Source organism: Bradyrhizobium ontarionense (genome assembly GCF_021088345.1).
In the GTDB taxonomy this organism is placed as follows: domain Bacteria; phylum Pseudomonadota; class Alphaproteobacteria; order Rhizobiales; family Xanthobacteraceae; genus Bradyrhizobium; species Bradyrhizobium ontarionense.
In genome coordinates, this window is the sequence record NZ_CP088156.1 from 4,685,952 (window position 1) to 4,705,899 (window position 19,948).

General features: G+C 65.1%; 17 protein-coding genes and 1 tRNA gene. 7 read left to right on the forward strand and 11 right to left on the reverse strand.

Features of this window, described 5'->3' with window-relative positions; all coding sequences use genetic code 11:
* Nucleotides 1–131: 131 nt before the first annotated feature.
* Entirely contained in the window at nucleotides 132–470 is a 339-nt protein-coding gene (locus LQG66_RS20720) for a hypothetical protein (protein ID WP_231317535.1), read from the reverse strand.
* 56 nt (nucleotides 471–526) lie between these two features.
* Nucleotides 527–616 (reverse strand) — tRNA-Ser (locus tag LQG66_RS20725).
* Nucleotides 617–887: 271 nt separating this feature from the next.
* Here LQG66_RS20725 and LQG66_RS20730 point away from each other — a divergent pair.
* Entirely contained in the window at nucleotides 888–1,187 is a 300-nt protein-coding gene (locus LQG66_RS20730) for a hypothetical protein (protein ID WP_231327875.1), read from the forward strand.
* Between the two features lie 42 nt (nucleotides 1,188–1,229).
* On the opposite strand, the gene LQG66_RS20735 is transcribed toward LQG66_RS20730, so the two are convergent.
* From LQG66_RS20735 to LQG66_RS20750, 4 genes are all read right to left on the reverse strand, one after another.
* Nucleotides 1,230–2,693 (reverse strand): trehalose-6-phosphate synthase, encoded by a 1,464-nt coding sequence (locus tag LQG66_RS20735; protein ID WP_231317536.1) that lies wholly within the window; start codon nucleotides 2,691–2,693, stop codon nucleotides 1,230–1,232.
* Nucleotides 2,694–2,906: 213 nt separating this feature from the next.
* On the reverse strand, nucleotides 2,907–3,740 hold the full coding sequence (gene otsB / locus LQG66_RS20740) for a trehalose-phosphatase (protein WP_231317537.1): 834 nt from the start codon (nucleotides 3,738–3,740) through the stop codon (nucleotides 2,907–2,909).
* Between the two features lie 6 nt (nucleotides 3,741–3,746).
* Nucleotides 3,747–5,261 carry an MFS transporter gene (locus tag LQG66_RS20745; protein ID WP_231317538.1) on the reverse strand — a complete coding sequence of 505 codons (1,515 nt, stop codon included), beginning with the start codon at nucleotides 5,259–5,261 and terminating at the stop codon, nucleotides 3,747–3,749.
* Between the two features lie 410 nt (nucleotides 5,262–5,671).
* Nucleotides 5,672–7,711 (reverse strand): methyl-accepting chemotaxis protein, encoded by a 2,040-nt coding sequence (locus tag LQG66_RS20750; RefSeq protein ID WP_231317539.1) that lies wholly within the window; start codon nucleotides 7,709–7,711, stop codon nucleotides 5,672–5,674.
* Nucleotides 7,712–8,006: 295 nt separating this feature from the next.
* On the opposite strand from LQG66_RS20750, the gene LQG66_RS20755 reads away from it, so the two are divergent.
* The 4 genes from LQG66_RS20755 (at nucleotide 8,007) to LQG66_RS20770 (ending at nucleotide 13,387) form a co-directional block, all read left to right on the forward strand.
* Entirely contained in the window at nucleotides 8,007–8,492 is a 486-nt protein-coding gene (locus tag LQG66_RS20755) for a (2Fe-2S)-binding protein (RefSeq protein ID WP_012040904.1), read from the forward strand.
* Nucleotides 8,493–8,607: 115 nt separating this feature from the next.
* Nucleotides 8,608–10,947, forward strand: coding sequence for a xanthine dehydrogenase family protein molybdopterin-binding subunit (locus LQG66_RS20760; RefSeq protein ID WP_231317540.1), 2,340 nt, complete (start codon nucleotides 8,608–8,610; stop codon nucleotides 10,945–10,947).
* A gap of 128 nt (nucleotides 10,948–11,075) precedes the next feature.
* The gene (locus LQG66_RS20765; RefSeq protein ID WP_231317541.1) at nucleotides 11,076–11,876 is read left to right on the forward strand and encodes an FAD binding domain-containing protein; all 801 of its coding nucleotides are present in this window, start codon (nucleotides 11,076–11,078) and stop codon (nucleotides 11,874–11,876) included.
* A 398-nt stretch (nucleotides 11,877–12,274) separates the two neighbouring features.
* On the forward strand, nucleotides 12,275–13,387 hold the full coding sequence (locus LQG66_RS20770; RefSeq protein WP_231317542.1) for a CaiB/BaiF CoA transferase family protein: 1,113 nt from the start codon (nucleotides 12,275–12,277) through the stop codon (nucleotides 13,385–13,387).
* Between the two features lie 325 nt (nucleotides 13,388–13,712).
* Here the strand turns inward: LQG66_RS20770 and hppD are convergent, their stop codons facing one another.
* Entirely contained in the window at nucleotides 13,713–14,831 is a 1,119-nt protein-coding gene (gene hppD, locus LQG66_RS20775; RefSeq protein ID WP_231327876.1) for a 4-hydroxyphenylpyruvate dioxygenase, read from the reverse strand.
* Between the two features lie 124 nt (nucleotides 14,832–14,955).
* Here hppD and LQG66_RS20780 point away from each other — a divergent pair, with 124 nt between their 5' ends.
* Both LQG66_RS20780 and LQG66_RS20785 read left to right on the forward strand, forming a co-directional pair.
* Nucleotides 14,956–15,435 (forward strand): Lrp/AsnC family transcriptional regulator, encoded by a 480-nt coding sequence (locus LQG66_RS20780; protein WP_231317543.1) that lies wholly within the window; start codon nucleotides 14,956–14,958, stop codon nucleotides 15,433–15,435.
* Between the two features lie 101 nt (nucleotides 15,436–15,536).
* Nucleotides 15,537–15,848: a DUF1272 domain-containing protein gene (locus LQG66_RS20785; RefSeq protein ID WP_231317544.1), complete on the forward strand. Its 312-nt coding sequence runs from the start codon at nucleotides 15,537–15,539 to the stop codon at nucleotides 15,846–15,848.
* A gap of 68 nt (nucleotides 15,849–15,916) precedes the next feature.
* On the opposite strand, the gene fahA is transcribed toward LQG66_RS20785, so the two are convergent.
* The 4 genes from fahA to LQG66_RS20805 form a co-directional block, all read right to left on the reverse strand.
* On the reverse strand, nucleotides 15,917–17,191 hold the full coding sequence (fahA, locus tag LQG66_RS20790; RefSeq protein WP_231317545.1) for a fumarylacetoacetase: 1,275 nt from the start codon (nucleotides 17,189–17,191) through the stop codon (nucleotides 15,917–15,919).
* 198 nt (nucleotides 17,192–17,389) lie between these two features.
* Nucleotides 17,390–18,736 (reverse strand): homogentisate 1,2-dioxygenase, encoded by a 1,347-nt coding sequence (gene hmgA / locus LQG66_RS20795; RefSeq protein ID WP_231317546.1) that lies wholly within the window; start codon nucleotides 18,734–18,736, stop codon nucleotides 17,390–17,392.
* Nucleotides 18,736–19,692: an MBL fold metallo-hydrolase gene (locus LQG66_RS20800; RefSeq protein ID WP_231317547.1), complete on the reverse strand. Its 957-nt coding sequence runs from the start codon at nucleotides 19,690–19,692 to the stop codon at nucleotides 18,736–18,738. The genes hmgA and LQG66_RS20800 overlap by 1 nt, the downstream gene beginning before the upstream one ends.
* 27 nt (nucleotides 19,693–19,719) lie before the next feature.
* Nucleotides 19,720–19,947: a DUF2783 domain-containing protein gene (locus tag LQG66_RS20805; protein WP_231317548.1), complete on the reverse strand. Its 228-nt coding sequence runs from the start codon at nucleotides 19,945–19,947 to the stop codon at nucleotides 19,720–19,722.
* Between the last annotated feature and the right edge of the window lies 1 nt (nucleotide 19,948).

Here is a 19,948-nt window from a genome sequence, read left to right on the forward strand (position 1 = left end):
GCGCGAGGCTTGGTTCTACAGCGATCCATCGATCACGGACGCGGAAGTCGCGGACATCGCCAAGGCGAGCGGGCCGGACAAATGAAGGGATTGGAGAGTTGCAACGAGCCGCTCGACCGACAAGTTCACGGTCAGGTTGCCCTGTCGTGGAGCCCTTTCTCACCTAGGCGCAGCTGGCCGACCCCGATATCGATCGTTACACCAAGATCGATGGCGGCGAGACGTTGTAGCGTCGTCAGGCCACCAAACGTCATTTTCGGATCCTGCTCGCCGTCTATTGCGACAATGTATTTGCAGCGCCGGCGAAGGAGTTCGTAGACGCCGAAGTTCTCGATGTGTCCGCCGTCGGAAAGGTTGACACGGTCGCGTTTCGTCAGCCCAGCCGAACATCTCCTGCAGCAGATAGGAAAGTCCCGGCGAAGAGCCGCGCTTTGTCGCGGTCGGGAGCCAAAATGAAAAAAGCCCGCCAATACTGGGCTTTTCTGCCACCGATGTCGCCCGGAGAACCGGCGCCGCCGGGCCGATCTGGCGGAGAGAGTGGGATTCGAACCCACGGTACGGTTTCCCGCACACACGCTTTCCAAGCGTGCGCCTTAAGCCACTCGGCCATCTCTCCGGCGGCCCTCTCTTGGCGGGGTCCGCGGCGTTTTGCAAGCCGAGCGGAGGCCCCGGCGGCAAATTTCCCCCAAATCGCTGATAAAAATCATCAATCCGCCCTCGTTACGGGCTCGATCGGGGGCCACCGCCGCCCTCGCCGGCCCATTGATGAACCGGCCGGCCGAGCCGCACGACCACTGATTTGCGGCCCGCCGCTCCGGGCTGTCCATGAGGGATTCTCCGCCATGCCGTCATACGTCCCTGCCCGCCTCGCCGTCCTGCTGTCCGCGATGCTGAGCGTGATCGCAGCCGGCGCGGCGCGCGCCGATCAATGCACCAAGCAGGGCGTCGACGTGACCTGCGACGACGGCCGCAAGGGGATCTGGCAGGGCGATGCGATCCTGTGGCCGGACGGCACCAGGTCCAGCCTGAAGCCGCACCCGTCCGTCATCGTCGGCAACAAGGCCTCCGTGGTGGTCGGGCCCGGCGTGTTCGTCGGCCAAGGCAACGGCATGGTGCCGATGGACAATCCGAGCTCGCCGAACAAGCTGCGCTGCGCCGTGTTGGAGGGCGTGTCCTACTGCCACTGAAGAGCCTGAGGCGCCGCTGCGCCTCCGGCAACTCGGCTGGCTTCAGTGATAGCGGGCGCTCGATGTCACCAGACGGCTGGCGAGGAATCCTGCCCTCGCCGCCGGCAGAGGTTCGATCTCGGCGGCCTCCTGAGCCTCGTTGTCCCGCAGCGCCTCCAGAAAATCCGCGAACCATTGCTGGATCGAATGACGGCGCAGCTTCGCCATCATGAGCTCATAGCGCATGCGGCGCTCGTTGAGCGGCATCGACAAGGCCATCGCGATGGTGCGCGCCATGCCGTCGATGTCGTGCGGATTGACGATGAGCGCGGAATCGAGCTCGTTGGCGGCGCCGGCGAATTTCGACAGCACCAGCACGCCGGGATCGACCGGGCTCTGCGCCGCGACATACTCCTTGGCGACGAGATTCATGCCGTCCTGCATCGGCGTGACCACGCCGACCTGTGCGCTGCGATAGAGCCCGGCCAGCACGTTCTGGCCGTAGCCCTTGTTGAGATAGCGGATCGGCGTCCAGTCAGCCTCGCCGTGGCGGCCATTGACCTCGCTGACGAGACGCGCGACCTCGTTCTGCAGATTGCCATATGCCTCGATCGATTCGCGCGACGGCGTCGCGATCTGCAGCAGCGACGCGGCGCGCAGCAGCGTCGGATGCATCGTCCACATGCGGTCGAAGGCATTGATGCGGTTAACCAGGCCCTTGGAATAATCGAGCCGGTCGACGCCGATGGCGAGCTTCTCGCCATGCAGGCTGCGGCGCAGCCGCGACACGTCCGGATGCGATGCCGCCTTGGCGGCGGATGCCGCGAACTTGTCGGCATCGATGCCGATCGGGAAGACCGCGAGACGCGTACGGCCATGGCGCGATTTGACGATGCCGTCGCGCACCTGGAGGCAGAGATCGGCGCGGATGCAGGCGCTGAAGTTCTCGCGATCGTCCTCGGTCTGGAAGCCGATCAGATCGTAGGCGAGCATCGCATTCACGAGATCACGATGATTCGGCACGCTGTCGATGACGCTGCGCGCGGGCCATGGCGTGTGCAGGAAGAAGCCGATCGGGCTCTTCACGCCGAGCGTGCGCAGCTCCGCGCCGAGCGAGAGAAAATGATAGTCCTGGATCCAGAACAGCGTATCCGGCTTCTGGAACCGCAGCAGTGCGCGCGCGACGAAGGCGTTGACCTCGCGATAGGAACGATAGTCGTCCTGCGACATGCTGATCAGATCGCTGCGAGAATGCAGCGCCGGCCAGAGCACGGAATTGGCGAAGCCTTCGTAATAGCCGGCATAATGCGCGGCGGGAAAATCCAACAGCGCCAGCGCGCCGGCGCCGATCTGTTCGATCTGCGCAATCGGCTCCATCTGCGCGCCATCACGCACACGGCCCGAGGAACCCACCCAAACTGCCCCAGAATTCTCCACAACGGGCAGCAGAGCTGCCGCAAGTCCGCCGGTCATTGGCTCGCTGGCCTTGCCACGCGCCACCCGATTCGAAACCACGACGAGGTTCACAGCTCCCCTCCTGTTGATCATGTCGGTTAACAGCTGTTCATCAATATGGTTCCGGGCCACCCTTTCAACCAATTGAAACCAAATTCAGGCAGCGGAGCGATGTAATCACAGCGTAAAGCAAGTCAGAGCATTTCTAATCAATAGCGGAATGCGCGCTGTGCGAACGCGACGCAGATGGAACTACAAATGGAACCACAACTGAAACTGCTGTGCTCAGCGCGGCGGCACTGAATTAGTTCCACCTTGCGCGAGGCGCGACAGGAACGCGCGCACGTCGTCCGGTGCGTCGAAATGTCCGTCGACGCCGAGCGCGCGCCGGCCGACCGAGAACGACAGGCCGGCAAAATCGGGCATGATCGCAAATACCGATTCGTCGGTCACGTCGTCGCCGATGAAGAATGGCTTGCGCCCTTCGAACGGCGCGCGCCGCATCAGTTCGCGCACGCCGCTCGCCTTGGTGAAGCCGGCGTGCTTGATCTCGCAGACGCATTTGCCGGGCAGCACCTCGATCGGTGCGCCCGGCAGCTCGGCGCGGATGCGCGATACTTCTTCGTAGATCGCCTTCTCCGCCTGCGGCGCAAGACGATAATGCAGCGCCAGCGAATAGCCTTTGTCTTCGAGCAGAATGCCGGGGCTGAGCCTGGCGATCGCGGCCAGTCGGCGCTTCAGCTCCTTGTCCATCGGCGGCGCCTTGATGGCATCGGCCTCGCCGCCGCTGGCGAGCCGCATCTCCGCGCCGTGGCCGCCGACGGCGGGATAGATCTCCGGCGCGAAGATGAGATCGATGTCATTGAGCGAGCGGCCGGAGACCAGCGCCAATGCACCGGAGGTTCGTCGCAGCAAGATGTTCAACGTCTCGGCCAGTCCCGGCGGGACCCACACTTCGCGCGGCGTCGGCGCCAGATCGAGCAGGGTACCGTCGATGTCGAGCAGGATCGCGACCTCGCGCAGATGCGGCACCAGGCTCGCGGGTGCCGGAACGGTCTCGGCCGGCTCATCGGATAAGGTGGACATACGCGCTGCAATCAGTTCTGAATTCTCGGACATTATAATCTACTCCATGACGGCGAGCGGACGCGCGACTTCTTCGAGCGACTTGCGCTCCGCGGCGACCGCATAACGCCAGGCAACGAGCGCCGCCGTCACCATCAGTGCCGCGCCGAACAGGTATCCGGCGAACACGGCACCGCGCGCGCCGCTGTCGAGCAGCGCGCCGAACAGCACAGGCCCGGCGACCCCGCCGATGCCGGTGCCGACAGCATAGAACAACGCGATGGCGAGTGCGCGGACTTCAAGTGGAAAGTTCTCCGACACGGTGAGATAGGCCGCGCTCGCTGCGGGCGACGCGAAGAAGAAGATCACCATCCAGGCCGCGGTCTGCGTCTCCGCACTCAGCACTCCGATCGAGAACAGATAGCCGGTCAGCGCGAGCAGCACGCCGGAGACGCCGTAAGTGAAGGTGATCATGGCGCGGCGGCCGAGCGTGTCGAACAGCCGTCCCAGCAGCAGCGGCCCCAACACGTTGCCGGCTGCGAAGGGCAGGATGTACCACCCGACATGATCGGACTTGATGCCATAGAAATCGGTCAGCACCAGCGCGAAGGTGAAGAAGATCGCGTTGTAGAAGAAGGCCTGGGCGATCATCAGGGTGAGTCCGACCAGCGAGCGCTGGCGATAGACCGAGAACAGCGTGTGCGCGACCTCGGCGAGCGGCGTGTGGTCGCGCATGCGCAGGCGGATCTTCGGCAGCGATCTTGCGCGCTCCTCGCGGTCGTGGCCGGTGACGTCGCGCTCAATGGCGGCGACGATCCGGTGTGCCTCTTCGGGATGGCCGTGAATCATCAACCAGCGCGGGCTTTCCGGAATCCACATCCGCATGATCAGCACCACGAGGCCGAGACAAGCGCCGATGCCGTAGGCGAGCCGCCAGCCGACATCGGGGCCGGCGACATCCGGATCGAGCAGCACGATGGCGCCGACCGCGCCTAGCGCAGCACCGAGCCAGAAGCTGCCGTTGATCATCAGATCGGTCCAGCCGCGATAGCGCGCCGGCACCAGTTCCTGGATCGTCGAGTTGATCGCGGTGTACTCGCCGCCGATGCCGGCGCCGGTGAGGAAGCGAAACAGCGCGTAGCTGGCGACGTTCCAGGACATCGCGGTCGCGGCGGTGGCCGACAGATAGAGCGCGAGCGTGATGAAGAACAGTTTTCTGCGGCCGATGCGGTCGGTGAGCCAGCCGAAGCCGAGGGCGCCGAGCACCGCGCCCGCGAGATAGGCGCTGTTGGCGAGGCCGATGTCGAGATTGGAAAAGTGCAAGCTGGGGCTCTGCTTCAATGCACCCGACAGCGCGCCGGCGAGCGTCACCTCGAGCCCATCGAGCACCCAGGTGATGCCGAGCGCGAGCACGACGCGGGTATGAAACCCGCTCCAGCGGAGATCATCGAGCCGAAAGGGAATGCTGGTCTCGATGATCAGCCCGCCGCCACGCCTATCGCCCGTCGGCGCGCCAGATAGCGGCACTGGCGTGACGACGCGAGGATCGGGTGCGGATGCCTGTCGGGGTGCCATGGAATCCCAATGCGACGGCGCAGGTCGCACCGCATGCTTGACCGAGAGGATGAAGCAAATGCGGCAGCCAAACCCTGCCGCTGCGACCCAACGTCTCGCCGTGAGGAGGGTTCCCGGGACGGGCGCGGGAACTCGGCGATGCAGCGCGCCGCGCTGGTGGAGAACCGCCGTTAAAGGAAAAGGTGGGCGCATCCTCTGCGCCGTCGTCCCGGGCAAGCGAGCGGAGCGAGCGCGACCCGGGATCCAGACCGCGTGATGCGCGATTGCGGCACGCGATTGATACCGTCCTTCAAACGACCGCTGCGGGGTATGGATCCCCGCTTTCGCGGGGGATGGCGGCGGAGTGCGGGGCAGCCGGCCACACACAGCATTGACCGGCTCGGTGGCGGCCGGCCTGATCCCGGCGAGACCTACGCCGCGCGGATGTTGGCCATGAAGCGGTTGAGCTCCTCGCGCAGCCGCGCGCTCTCCGACGACAGCGACTGGGCCGACCGCAACACCTCCTCCGACGCAGAGCCGGTTTCGGTCGCGCGGCGATTGACCTGCGTGATGTCGGAGGCCGCCTCTTGCGTGCCCGCCGCGACACTCTGCACGTTCTTCGCGATTTCCTGGGTCGCGCCGCCCTGCTGCTCCACGGCAGTCGCAATCGACGAGGCGATGGTCGAGATCTGACGGATGGTGCCGCCGATCTGCTTGATGGCAGTCACGGACTCCTGGGTCGCCGCCTGCATGCCGGAAATATGGTTGGAGATGTCGTCGGTCGCCTTGGCAGTCTGCTCGGCCAGCGATTTGACCTCGGAGGCGACGACAGCGAAGCCGCGGCCGGCATCGCCGGCACGCGCCGCCTCGATGGTGGCGTTCAGCGCCAGCAGATTGGTCTGCTCGGCGATCGCGGTGATCAGCTTGACGACGTCGCCGATCTCCTGCGCCGCGCGGGACAGCTTGCCGATGCGGCCGTCGGTCTCCTCGGCCTGGGCGACCGCCGATTCGGCGATGCGGCTGGACTCGCGGACCTGGCGGCCGATCTCGTCGACCGAGGCCGACAGCTCGTCGGTCGCGCTCGCCACCGAGTGGATGCGGCCGGTGGCCTGGTCGGAGGTGCCGCTGACGCGGCTCGCCAGCGACTGTGTGGTCTCCGCGGTGCGCGTCAAGGTCGAGGCGGCGTGTTCGAGCTGCTCCGCCGAGGTCGAGACGTTGGACACGATGGAGCCGACGGCGGTCTCGAACTCGTCGGCGAAGCGGATGAGCTCGGCCCGGCGCGCCGCGCCGGCCGCCTTGTTCTGGGCATCCTGCGTCGCGGCGTCGCGCTCGGCCTTGGCAACCGCCTGGACCTTGAACTCTTCGACCGCGGCGGCCATCTCGCCGATCTCGTCGCTGCGGCCGAGGCCGGGCAGCCGGACGTCGAAATTGCCGGAGGCGAGCTCGCGCATTGCCTTGCACATCGTGATCATCGGCTTGGAAATACCGTTGCCGAGCATCAGCGCCAGGGCCGCGCCGAGCGCCAGACCGCCGACGGCGAGAATTGCGATCAGCCTTTCGAGCTCGGCGATGGTGGCATTGCTGGCGTCCTCGATCCGCTGCTGGTCGGCGGCAAGGTCGGACCTCAGTCCGTTCGACAAGCCCAGGATCTCGGTGGCCGCGTTGCCCATGTCCTGCACCAGCTTCGCCAGCGCCTTGGAGTTGTCCGAGAACTTGATGAAAGCGGCCCGATACTGCTTGATGAGGTCGCCGAGCTCGGTGACACGCTGCGTCACCTTGTCGTCATTGGCGTAGATCGTAACCAGCGACGTTTCCAGGAAACGCGTCCGGGCGATGGCGCCATCCGCCGTCTTGGGATCGGGCTTGGCGATGAAGGTGCCGACCAGGGCGGAGGCGGTCAGATACTGGCCGGTCAGGTCCTTGGCCGTGGTCTGCACACTGGACAGCCCCGCCAGCGCCGCCGTATCGGCCAGGTCGTCGAACTTGTAGCGGATCTTGTTGCCGATGATGCCGATCTGGTCGGTCGCCAGCTTCGCATTGTCGCGGGTCAAGGCGACGATGTCCGAGAAGATCTTGGCGAAGGTCTGAAACTGCACCTGCAGCTTGCCGAGCTGCGCCCGCCGCTCCGCGGCGCGGGTTGCCGCCATCGACTTGTCGATCGCGGCTTGCAACGACTGTTGAGCCGCCGTAGCGGCCGCCTCGTCCTCCGGCTTGCCGGTCAGCGCAAAATAGCGGGCGAGCGCCTGATAGGAGACGAGCTCGCGGTCGATGGTCCTGGCAGCATCGGCCTCCGCGACGCTCACCCGATAGGATGCAACGGCGGCGGCCACCTTTTCAAACCCGACATAAGCAAAACCGATGCTGGCCGCCGAGATCGCCAACACGACCGCAAAACCGAGGAAGATCTTGGCGCGGAAGCGCAGGGTCAGAAAATTGCCACGCCGCGACTGCGGCGCCAGATGCGCAGACATTCCCACCCCCGACAGTCGATTCTTTATTGACCAGAGCCGTCCAGCCCGGATGCAAAGCACCAGACCGTGATCAAAACTACGTCACAATGGCTAAAGGCCGGTAAATGGGCAGCATCCGCGTACAGTCCGGCCTCGAGGCGGCGATGGTGCCGCCGCGCGCCGGCGCCACATGCGACCGAATCGCCGATGCCGCACGCAAGACGTCGCAATGACATCAGAGACGAAAATTCGAGTTGCAAAGTCATGAGGGCGCTGTTTCTAATCAGAATAAGAATAATTCATCGGGAGGTTACTCGTGTCGACAGTCAAACTGACGGTGAACGGCAAAGCGGTCTCGGTCGAGGTCGAGGATCGCACCCTGCTCGTTCACCTCCTGCGAGATCATCTGAATCTCACCGGCACCCATGTCGGCTGTGATACCAGCCAATGCGGCGCCTGCGTCGTCCATATCGACGGCCGCTCGGTGAAGTCCTGCACCGTGCTGGCCGCCCAGGCCGCCGGCGCCAACGTCACCACCATCGAAGGCATTGCCAAGGGCGACGAGCTGCACCCGATGCAGGCCGCCTTCCGCGACAATCACGGCCTGCAATGTGGCTATTGCACGCCCGGCATGATCATGTCGGCCATCGATATTGTGCACCGCCACGGAGGCGAGCTCGACGAGGCCACGGTGCGTGAGGAGCTGGAAGGCAACATCTGCCGCTGCACCGGCTATCACAACATCGTCAAGGCGGTGCTCGACGCCGCGGGCCGGATGAAGGTCGCCCAGGCTGCTGAGTAAGGGCGGCCGGCTAGAACCGTCGGCGGCAGACGTCATTCGATCAAATACCGAGACCAAGACCGCCACGCGCGATGGCCGCGGCGGGACAACAGAACTCCGGTAGGGAGAGATTCGCATGGGTATGGAAGGCATTGGCGCGAGCGTCGTCCGCAAGGAAGACAAGCGTTTCATCACCGGCAAGGGCCGGTATGTCGACGACATCAAGCTGCTGGGCATGACCTATGCCCATTTCATCCGCAGCCCGCACGCCCACGCCAAGGTCAAGAGCATCGATTCGTCGGCTGCCGAGGCGATGCCGGGCGTGGTCGCGGTGCTCACCGGCAAGCAGATCGTCGACGACAAGGTCGGCAACCTGATCTGCGGCTGGGCCATCACCTCCAAGGACGGCTCGCCGATGAAGATGGGCGCATGGCCGGCGATGGCGCCGGAGACGGTGCGTTTCGTCGGCCAGGCCGTGGCGGTCGTGATCGCCGAGAGCAAGAACATCGCCCGCGATGCCGCTGAAGCGGTGGTGGTCGAATACGAGGAGCTGCCGGCCGTGGCCGACATGCCCTCAGCGCTGAAGCCCGGGGCTCCGCAGTTGCACCCGGAAGCTCCCGGCAACGTCGTCTATGACTGGTCGATCGGTGACGAAGCCGCTGTCAATGCCGCTTTCTCCAAGGCCGCCAATGTCGTGAGCCTCGAGCTCACCAACAACCGGCTCGCCCCCAATGCGATGGAGCCGCGCGCGGCGATCGCCGATTACGACACCGCCGAAGAGCATTTCACGCTCTACACGACCTCGCAGAACCCGCACGTCGCCCGCCTGGTGCTGTCGGCGTTCTACAACATTGCGCCAGAGCATAAGCTGCGCGTGATCGCGCCTGACGTCGGCGGCGGCTTCGGCTCGAAGATCTTCATCTATCCCGAGGAGATGGTGGCGCTGTGGGCCTCCAAGAAGGTCGGCCGCCCGGTGAAATGGACCGGCGACCGCACCGAGGCGTTCCTCACCGACGCCCACGGCCGCGACCACATCTCCAAGGCCGAGATGGCGTTCGACGCCGACAACAAGATCATCGGCTTGCGGGTCAAGACCCACGCCAATTTCGGCGCCTATATGTCGCTGTTCTCGTCCTCGGTGCCGACCTATCTCTACGCGACCTTGCTGTCGGGCCAGTACAACATCCCGGCGATCTACGCCGAGGTGATGGGCGTCTACACCAACACCACGCCGGTCGACGCTTACCGCGGCGCGGGCCGTCCCGAGGCAAGCTATCTGCTCGAGCGGCTGATGGAGACGGCGGCACGGCAGTTCAAGGTGGATTCGGCCGATCTCAGGCGCAAGAACTTCATCACCCAGTTCCCGCATCAGACCCCGGTGATCATGGCCTATGACACCGGTGACTTCAACGCCTCGCTCGACTCGGCGATGAAGGCGATCGACTATGCCGGCTTCCCGGCGCGCAAGGCGGCGGCCAAGGCGCAGGGCAAGCTGCGCGGCCTCGGACTGTCCTGCTACATCGAGGCCTGCGGCATCGCACCGTCGAAGGCGGTGGGCAGCCTCGGCGCCGGCGTCGGCCTGTGGGAGTCCGCGGAGATCCGCGTCAACCCGGTCGGCACCATCGAGGTCCTCACGGGATCGCACAGCCACGGCCAGGGCCACGAAACCACGTTCTGCCAGTTGATCGCCGAACGTCTGGGCGTGCCGATCAGCCAGGTCTCGATCGTCCATGGCGACACCGACAAGGTGCAGTTCGGCATGGGCACCTACGGCTCGCGCTCAGCCGCCGTCGGCCTGACCGCGATCCTGAAGGCGATGGAGAAGGTCGAGGCCAAGGCCAAGAAGATCGCAGCCCATGCGCTAGAGGCGTCGGAAGGCGACATCGTCATCGAGAACGGCGAGTTCAAGGTGACCGGCACCGACAAATCGATCGCGCTGCCGATGGTCGCGCTCGCCGCCTACACCGCACACAATCTGCCGGACGGCATGGAGCCCGGATTGAAGGAGACCGCCTTCTACGATCCGACCAACTTCACCTTCCCGGCCGGCACCTACATCTGCGAGCTCGAGGTCGATGAGGCCACCGGCAAGACGTCGTTCGTCAACTTCGTCGCGGCGGACGATTTCGGCCGGCTGATCAACCCGATGATCGTCGAAGGCCAGGTCCATGGCGGACTCGTCCAGGGCATCGGCCAGGCGCTGCTCGAGCACGCGATCTACGACAGCAACGGCCAGCCGGTCACCGCGTCCTTCATGGACTATGCGATGCCGCGGGCCGACGACGTGCCGTCGTTCAAGCTCAGCCACACCACGACCCTGTGCCCGGGCAATCCGCTCGGCGTAAAGGGCTGCGGTGAGGCCGGCGCGATCGGCGCGTCCGCCGCCGTGATCAACGCGATCACGGATGCCATCGGCCACAACAAGCTGGAAATGCCGGCCACGCCCGACCGCGTCTGGCACGCGATCCACGGTTGATCGTCATTCCGGGGCGCGTGCAGGCGCGCCCCGGAATCGGACGCACAGTTTGAACCTTCGAGAGTCCGGGTCTGCGCGCGAGACGCGCGTACCGGGATCATCTCGAGAAAAAATTCAGGGAGCTTCCCATGTACGAGACGACCTACCATCGCGCCTCCTCGGTCGACGAAGCGGCGGCGCTGTTCGCCAAGGGCAGCGAAGCCAAGTTCCTCGCCGGCGGCCACACGCTGCTTCCGGTGATGAAGCAGCGCCTCGCCAGCCCGTCCGATGTCATCGACATCGGCAAGATCAAGGACCTGATCGGCGCGCAGCTGACGGGCGACACGCTCGTGATCAAGGCGGCGACGACCTATTACGACATCATGACCAATGCGGACGTGAAGAAGGCGATCCCCGCGATCTCCTACCTCACCTCGGTGCTCGGCGATCCCGCCGTGCGCCATCGCGGCACCATCGGCGGCTCGATCGCCAACAACGATCCGGCGGCGGATTTCCCGGCTGCGCTGATCTCGCTCGGTGCCACCGTGAAGACCAACAAGCGCACGATCTCGGCGGAGGATTTCTTCAAGGGCCTGTTCACGACCGCGCTCGAGGACGGCGAGATCATCACCGAGGTGTCGTTCCCGGTGCCGGAGAAGGCCGGCTACGCCAAGATGCGCCACCCGGCGTCGCGCTTCGCGCTGACCGGCGTGTTCGTGACCAAGACTAGGGGTGGCGATGTCCGCGTCGCTGCCACCGGCGCCTCGCAGAGCGGCGTGATGCGCGTATCGGCGATCGAGGCGGCGCTGAAGTCGAACTGGTCGGCCTCGGCGATCGACGGCGTGACCGTGTCGTCTGCCGGACTGCTCAGCGACATCCACGGCTCCTCCGACTACCGCGCCAACCTGGTGAAGGTGATGGCGCAGCGCGCGGTGCAAGCGGCAGGCTGAACTCGCAACGCGGATCATTCCGCACCACGGCAGATCAAATTCCAAACGGCGCGCAGCGATGCGCGCCGTTTTGCTTTGCGGCATACAGCGCGCTTGCGTTGGCCTGATACACGCGGGACAATCGCGCATGAGGAAACGCCATTCGCGCGTCATGACGCTTGAATGAGGCCGACAGCAGCCACCCATTCCCACCCTCCCCTGGGGGAAGGGTCGGCTCACATGAGCGCAGCGATGTGAGCCGGGGTGGGGTGAATGACTGAAGCACCGGCCGTGGGGCATCACCCCACCCCGATCGCTTCGCGATCGACCCTCCCCCTCGAGGGGAGGATGTCGTTCGCAGCTATGGTGGTCGCCCGATCAGCAGCGTCACGCGCGGAAGACAACAAGGATTTTACGACGTGCTCGACAAGATCGCACCCCAGACTGAGACCCGCGCCACCGGACCGCTCGCGGGCTTTCGCATCGTCGAGTTCGCCGGCATCGGACCTGGACCATTTGCCTGCATGCTGCTGGCCGACATGGGCGCGGAGGTCGTGACGCTCGATCGCGTCGGCGCGCGGAAAAACATGAAGTCGGTCGCGGGCCGCGGCCGCAAGGTCATCGAACTCGACCTCAAGGACGACGCCGTCATCGCCGAGGTGCTCGACCTGCTCGCCGGCGCCGATGCGCTGATCGAAGGTTTTCGACCCGGCGTGATGGAGCGCCTCGGCCTCGGACCCGATGTCGTGCTCGCGCGCAATCCAAGACTCGTCTACGGCCGCATGACAGGCTGGGGCCAGGAGGGGCCGCTGGCGCAGGCGGCCGGCCACGACATCAACTACATCTCGATCACCGGCGCGCTCGCCGCGATCGGACCTAGGGAACGCCCGGTGCCGCCGCTCAATCTGGTCGGCGATTTCGGCGGCGGCGCGCTCTATCTCGTCGTCGGCGTACTCGCTGCGCTCTTGGAAGCCTCGAAGTCCGGCAAGGGCCAGGTGGTGGACACCGCGATGTGCGACGGCGCGGCGTCGCTGCTGGCGATGTTCTTCGACCTCACCGCGATGGGCCGCTGGACCGAAGGGCGCGAGCGCAACTTCCTCGACGGCGGTGCGCATTTCTACGGCGTGTACGAATGCGCCTGCGGCAACTTCATCTCGATCGGATCGATCGAGCCGCAGTTCTACGCGCTGCTGCGTCAGCATGCCGATCTCTCCGATCCCACCTTCGACGCGCAGATGGACCCACGGGCATGGCCGGCGCTGAAGGAGAAGCTGGTCGGCGTGTTCAAGAGCAAGACGCGCGAAGAATGGTGCACCATCATGGAAGGCACCGACATCTGCTTCGCGCCGGTGCTGACGATGTCCGAGGCGCCCAAGCACGCGCACATGGCCGCGCGCGGCGTGTTCGTCGAGCGCCACGGCGTCACCCAGCCGGCCCCGGCTCCCCGCTTCTCGCGCACGCCGTCGACTATCCGCGAGCCGGAGGTGGTGGAGATTGGGGCATTGGTGAGTGCGTGGCAGGCGGGGCGGTAAGCTCGATCGCTGCGATGCGGCCGACGCCGTCGCCTCAAATTCGGTGTCGTCCCCGCGAACGCGGGGACCCATAGCCGCCGTCGGTCGTTTTGCGAAGGCTATCTGCGACCGTGCCCTACAGATAAATCACGCGGTATGGGTCCCGGGTCGGCGTCTGCCGCCGCTGGCGCGGCGTCAGGCTTGCCCGGGACGACAGCGGTTGTTTGGCGTGACTTTACCTCTCGCGCGCATCGTCATTGCGAGCGAAGCGACGCAATCCAGGGCGCAGACGGAAGTCTGGATTGCTTGGTCGCTCCGGTTCTCGCAATGACGACCTCTGCTTGGTTTACTCCGCCGCCTCCACCTTCAGCACGCCGCGGCGGATCTGATCCTCCTCGATCGATTCGAACAGCGCCTTGAAGTTGCCCTCGCCGAAGCCGTCGTCGCCCTTGCGCTGGATGAACTCGAAGAAGATCGGGCCGATCGCGTTGGCCGAGAAGATCTGCAGCAGCACCTTGGTGTGACCACCCTCGACGACGCCCTCGCCGTCGATCAGGATGCCGTTACGTTTCAGGCGGGCGATGTCTTCGCCGTGCTTCGGCAGCCGTGCATCGATGCGCTCAAAATAGGTATCAGGCGGCGACGGCATGAACGGCAGGCCGGCGCCGCGCATGCCCTCGACGGTGGCGTAGATGTCACGGGCGCCGCAGGCGATATGCTGGATGCCTTCGCCGCGGTAGATCTTGAGATATTCCTCGATCTGACCGGACTCGCCCGCATCCTCGTTGATCGGAATGCGGATCTTGCCGTCGGGGCTGGTCAGCGCGCGCGAGAACAGGCCGGAGGCGCGGCCTTCGATGTCGAAGAAGCGGATCTGGCGGAAGTTGAACAGCTTCTCGTAGAAACCAGTCCACACGTCCATGCGGCCGCGATGCACGTTGTGGGTCAGGTGGTCGATGTAATGGAGACCAGCGCCCGCCGGACGCGGATCGCGTATGCCAATCCAATCGAACTCGAGATCATAGGCGGAGCCCTTAGCGCCGTAACGATCGACCAGATACAGCAGGCTGCCGCCGATGCCCTTGATCGCGGGGACATCGAGCGTCTTCTGCTGCGAAGACAGGTCGGCCGGCTCGGCGCCGAGCGCGATCGCCCGCGCATAGGCCTTCTTCGCGTCGACGACGCGGAACGCCATCGACGGCGCGCAGGGGCCATGCGCGGCGACGAAGTCGTGGCCGTGGCTGCCGGGCTCCTCGTTGACGAGATAGTTGATGTCGCCCTGGCGATACAGCGTGATCGCCTTGGTCCGATGGCGCGCGACCGCGGCGAAGCCCATCAGCTTGAACAGCGCGTGCAGCTCGCTGGCTTCGGGTTGCGCATATTCGACGAACTCGAAGCCGTCCGTGCCCATCGGGTTGTCGGCGGAGATGGTGGCAGGCGGCGCGTCGTGCGGAAACGGACCCATCGGCGAGTTCTCCTGGTCGGGCGATTTCACGGATCATCACCCGCCCTGGCCGCACGAAGCATGCAAACTATTGTCATTTTTGCCGGAATGTGCACGATCCGTGCGTATCTTTGGGAAATGATGCATGATCTCCGTCGACAGCTTCGACCTCCGCATCCTGGCGGCGCTGCAGGATGACGGCCGGCTCACCAACCAGGAGCTGGCCGACCTCGCCGGCCTGTCGGCCTCGCAATGCTCTCGGCGCCGGATGCGGCTCGAGGAGGACGGCGTGATCGCGGGCTACCGAGCCGTGCTGGCGAGCGCCGCGCTCGGCTTCGAGCTGATCGCCTTCATCCAGATCACCTTGGCGACACATTCGCCGGACAACGCCAAGAAGTTCCGCGCGCTGGTGAACCGCGTCGACGACATCCAGGAGGCCTATGCGCTGACCGGCGATTCCGACTACCTGCTCAAGCTTGTTCTGCGCGACCTCAAGAGCCTGTCGGACATCGTCAACAACGTGCTGATGCCGCACCAGAGCGTGGCGCATGTGCGCTCCTCGATCGTGCTCGACCGGCTCAAGGAGAGCGCCAGGCTGCCGCTGTCGGCATTGAAGCCGGGCTGACGAGGCTGGCACGGCGATGGCCCGAATCGAGGGAAATTCGCCGTCCTCATTTGCGCGCGATTTTGCGACATTTCGCTGGCTTCACCAGCCGCGAGACGACCATGGCGCTGCAGCTTCGGCCGAACTGCGAATATTGCGACAAGGACCTGCCGCCCCAGGCGCACGACGCGCGCATCTGTTCCTATGAATGCACCTTCTGCGCTGATTGCGTCGAGACGAAGCTGTTCAATGTCTGCCCGAACTGCGGCGGCGGGTTCGCTCCTAGACCGATCCGCCCGTCGCGCGAATGGCGGCCGGGCGTCTGCACGACGCGGCAAGAGCCGTCCGACAAACGGGTCCACCTGAAGTATACGGCTGAGGATGTCGCGACGTTCGTAGCGGGCGTGAAGGTTGTGATGCCGGAGGAGCGCTGAACGCTCGCGTCGTCATTCCGGGCTCGGCCCTGCGGGCCGCCCCGGAATGACGGTGGTGGATGGAGCAGCTACTCGGCCGCGATGATCGTCCCTTCGACCTCGCCGAAGCCGATGCGATAGCCGCTGGCCTGGCACCAGCCACGCATAACGAGCGAGTCGCCGTCCTCGAGGAACGTGCGCTTGGTCCCGCCCGCGAGCTCGACCGGCTCGGTGCCGTTCCAGCTGATCTCCAGCAGACTGCCGCGCTGATGCTTCTCGGGGCCAGAGATCGTGCCGGACCCAAGGAGATCACCGACGCTCATCGCACAGCCGGACGAGGCATGGTGCATCAGCTGCTGCACGCTCGACCAGTACATGTACTTGAAGTTGGTCTGCGAGATGGTCTGCGCCGCATTGCTGCCGGAGGCGTGCAAGGCGACATCGAGCGCGAGATCATAGTTCTGCGCATGCGTCTGCTGCAGGTACGACAGCGGGGCGGGATCCTGCGCAGGGCCTTGCACACGGAACGGCTCCATCGCCTCTGATGTCACCACCCATGGGCTGATCGACGTCGCGAACGCCTTCGACTGGAACGGGCCGAGCGGCACATATTCCCATTGCTGGATGTCGCGCGCGCTCCAGTCGTTGAGCAGCACGAAACCGAAGATCATCGCGTCCGCCTGCGCTTCCGTCAGCATCTCGCCGAGCGGCGAGGACCGGCCGATGACGACGCCCATCTCCAGCTCGAAGTCGAGCCGCTTGCACGGCCCGAAGCTCGGGACATCGGCGGTCGGCGGCTTCAACTGGCCACGCGGCCGCCGCACCTTGGTGCCCGACACGACCACGGTGGAGGCGCGGCCGTTGTAGCCGATCGGCATGTGCAGCCAGTTCGGCTGCAGCGCGTTGTCCTTGCCGCGGAACATGACGCCGACATTGGTGGCGTGCTCCTTCGACGAATAGAAATCGGTGTAGCCGGCAACGTGAAAGGGCAGATGCAGCGTGACGTCCTTGCGTGGCAGCAGCGCCCGGCTGCGCAGTGCCTTGTCATCACGCAGCCGCGGATTGTCGTGCTGCAACAGCGCGCTGATCGCAGCGCGGGTCTTCGACCACACCGCTGGGCCAAGCGCCATGAAGGCGTTGAGCGAGGATTGCGCGAACACCTCGTAGGCGGGCGCGAGATCGAGCAGGCCCTCGTCCTCGAGCACCGCGAGGTCGAGCACGTGCTCGCCGATGGCGACACCGACCCGCGGCTTCGGCGAGTCCTGCGCCGAGAACACGCCGTAAGGCAGGTTCTGGATCGGGAAGTCGGAAGTGGGATCGACCGGGATGAAGGAACGCAGCGAGGGATCGTTTGGGTGGGGCAAGATGTTTTCCTGAGTTGGGACCGTATCTCCTTTCGTCATTCCGGGGCGCGCGAAGCGCGAGCCCGGAATCCATAACCACAAGCGGATGTGTGACGCGGGCTGGTTGTAGCTCAGCTTTCCATCCACATGACCGATCGTGGTTATGGATTCCGGGCTCGCCGCTAACGCGGCGCCCCGGAATGACGGCGGGAGTTGTGGCTACGGCCTGGTCGGATCGAAACGCTTTTCGAGGCCGTTCCAGCAATCGGCGTAATCGCTCTGCATCGTGCCGGACTCCGCCGCGTGCTTGGTGATCCGCTGCGGAAAGCGCGTCTCGAACATGAAGGCCATGGTGCCCGTGAGCTTGACCGGCTTCAACTCGCCATTGCTGGCATGATCGAAGGCCTCGCGATCCGGTCCGTGCGGCAGCATGCAATTGTGCAGCGACATTCCGCCCGGCACGAAGCCTTGCGGCTTCGCGTCGTAGACGCCGTAGATCAGGCCCATGAACTCCGACATGATGTTCATGTGATACCACGGCGGACGGAAGGTGTTGTCGGCCACCATCCAGCGCTCCGGGAAGATGACGAAGTCGATGTTGGCGGTACCAGCCGTCTCCGAGGGCGAGGTCAGAACGGTGAAGATCGACGGATCGGGATGATCGAAGCCGATGGCGCCGACCGGCGAGAAGGTGCGCAGATCGTATTTGTACGGCGCGTAGTTGCCATGCCAGGCGACGACGTCGATCGGCGAGTGCTTCAGCTCAGTCTTGAACAGCGCGCCGCCCCATTTGACATAGAGCTCGGTCGGCGTGTCCCTGTCTTCATACGAAGCCACCGGCGTCAAGAAGTCGCGGGCGTTGGCGAGGCAGTTGGCGCCGATCGGCCCGCGCTCCGGCAGCGTGAAGGCGCCGCCATAGTTCTCACAGAGATAGCCGCGCGCCGGTCCCGCCGGGATCTCGACCCGGAACTTGACGCCGCGCGGGATCACCACGATCTCGCCGGGCTCCCCGTCGATGCGGCCGAACTCGGTGACGAACAGCAGGCGTCCCTGCTGCAGCACAAACATCAGCTCGCCGTCGGCATCATAGAAGTGCTGGTCGACCATCGACTTGGTGATGACGTAGACGTGCGTCGCCATGCCGGCCTGCGTCGCGGCATCACCCGCGGTCGTCATGGTCTGCACGCCCTGCAGGAACGTCACCTCGCCAGACGGGATCGGCGCCGGATCCCAGCGCAACTGCTGCACCGTGATCTCCTGCTCATGGCAGGGCGCGGTGCGCCACAGCCCGGCATCGACCTTCGTAAAGCGGCCGGAATGCTTCACCGACGGGCGAATGCGATAAAGCCAGGAACGCTCGTTGGAGCCGCGCGGCGCGGTGAACGGCGAGCCGGACAGTTGCTCGGCGTAGAGGCCGTAGGCGCAGCGCTGTGGCGAGTTGCGCCCCAGAGGCAGCGCGCCGGGCAGCGCCTCGGTCTCGAACGAATTGCCGAAGCCGGACATGTAGCCTGGCGTGACCTGTCCCGACGCGCGGTGCAGTCGGTCAGGCGATGTGTTGACATTCATCATCCTTCTCCTTGCAGGCGGGCCCACATCTCCCGGTCGCGCTCGGCGGTCCAGATCACGGGATCGTCGATGCCGCTGGCTTCGTCATAGGCGCGCGACACGTTGAACGGCAGGCAGTGCTCATAGATCGCGAAGCTCGAGAATTTCGGGTCCATGACCTCGCGCGTCGCCGCCATCGACTCCTTCAGGCTGCGTCCCTTGGCGACCGACATCTCCGCCGCGCCATAGAGCGAGCTGACAAAGTCGCGCGTCATCGCGATCGCCTCGCGCACGGTCGCCTCGCCCTTCAGCGCATCGCCGCGGCCGGGCGCGATCGCCTTCGGATTGAAGTCGCGGATCTCGTTCAGGGTCGATGGCCATTCGCGCAGATAGGCATCGCCGCAATAGCAGGCCGAGTGATATTCGATCAGATCGCCGGAGAACATCACCTCGGCATCCGGCACCCAGGCGACGATGTCGCCGGAGGTGTGGCCGGCGCCGAGCTGGATCAGCTGCACCTCGCGCTTGCCGAGATGGATCGTCATCTCGCCTTCAAAAGTAAGCGTCGGCCAGGTCAGGCCCGGAATGCTTTCGGCGTCCTGGAACAGGCGCGGGAAGCGGCCATACTCGGAATCCCAGTCCTGCTGGCCGCGCTCGACGATTAGGCGATGCGTCTCCTGCGAGGCGACGATGCCCTGCGCGTGATACGCCGAGGCGCCGAGCACGCGCACGGCGTGGTAATGCGACAGCACGACATATTTGATCGGCTTGTCGGTGACGGTCTTGACACGCTCGATCACCTTGTTGGCCATCGCCGGCGTCGCCTGCGCGTCGAACACGATGCAGCCGTCGTCGCCGACGATCACCGCCGAGTTCGGATCGCCCTCTGCCGTGAACGCATAGAGATCCGGGCCGATCTCGGAGAAGGTGACCTTCTTCTCGCCGAGATCCGTGGTGGATGCGAAACCTTTCGCCATCAGTTCATTCCCTGTGTCGGCAGCGGCCTATTGTTGCTGCTGTTGCTGTTGCTGAACGCTATCGATCATCCGGCGCCTCGCGAGCGTGATCGCCTCACGCAGCACGTCGATGTCGCCGATATGGTTGGCGAGGATCAGGACCAGCGCCGCATCGAGCTCGGCGCTCTCGATCTCGCTCAGGCCCTGATGCGCCTCGACGATGGCGCGGAAGGCGTCGTCGGGCCTGGCGAAGTTCGATTTGGTGGAGAGCGACATC

Bases quoted from the DNA above. Each gene is read 5' to 3' on its own strand.
- LQG66_RS20750 (WP_231317539.1), bottom strand. From the start codon at position 7,711: ATGTCTGCGCATCTGGCGCCGCAGTCGCGGCGTGGCAATTTTCTGACC.
- LQG66_RS20765 (WP_231317541.1), top strand. From the start codon at position 11,076: ATGTACGAGACGACCTACCATCGCGCCTCCTCGGTCGACGAAGCGGCG.
- otsB (WP_231317537.1), bottom strand. From the start codon at position 3,740: ATGTCCGAGAATTCAGAACTGATTGCAGCGCGTATGTCCACCTTATCC.
- LQG66_RS20730 (WP_231327875.1), top strand. From the start codon at position 888: ATGCTGAGCGTGATCGCAGCCGGCGCGGCGCGCGCCGATCAATGCACC.
- LQG66_RS20805 (WP_231317548.1), bottom strand. From the start codon at position 19,947: ATGTCGCTCTCCACCAAATCGAACTTCGCCAGGCCCGACGACGCCTTC.
- LQG66_RS20780 (WP_231317543.1), top strand. From the start codon at position 14,956: ATGATCTCCGTCGACAGCTTCGACCTCCGCATCCTGGCGGCGCTGCAG.
- LQG66_RS20800 (WP_231317547.1), bottom strand. From the start codon at position 19,692: ATGGCGAAAGGTTTCGCATCCACCACGGATCTCGGCGAGAAGAAGGTC.
- LQG66_RS20760 (WP_231317540.1), top strand. From the start codon at position 8,608: ATGGGTATGGAAGGCATTGGCGCGAGCGTCGTCCGCAAGGAAGACAAG.
- LQG66_RS20785 (WP_231317544.1), top strand. From the start codon at position 15,537: ATGGCGCTGCAGCTTCGGCCGAACTGCGAATATTGCGACAAGGACCTG.
- hppD (WP_231327876.1), bottom strand. From the start codon at position 14,831: ATGGGTCCGTTTCCGCACGACGCGCCGCCTGCCACCATCTCCGCCGAC.
- hmgA (WP_231317546.1), bottom strand. From the start codon at position 18,736: ATGAATGTCAACACATCGCCTGACCGACTGCACCGCGCGTCGGGACAG.
- LQG66_RS20745 (WP_231317538.1), bottom strand. From the start codon at position 5,261: ATGGCACCCCGACAGGCATCCGCACCCGATCCTCGCGTCGTCACGCCA.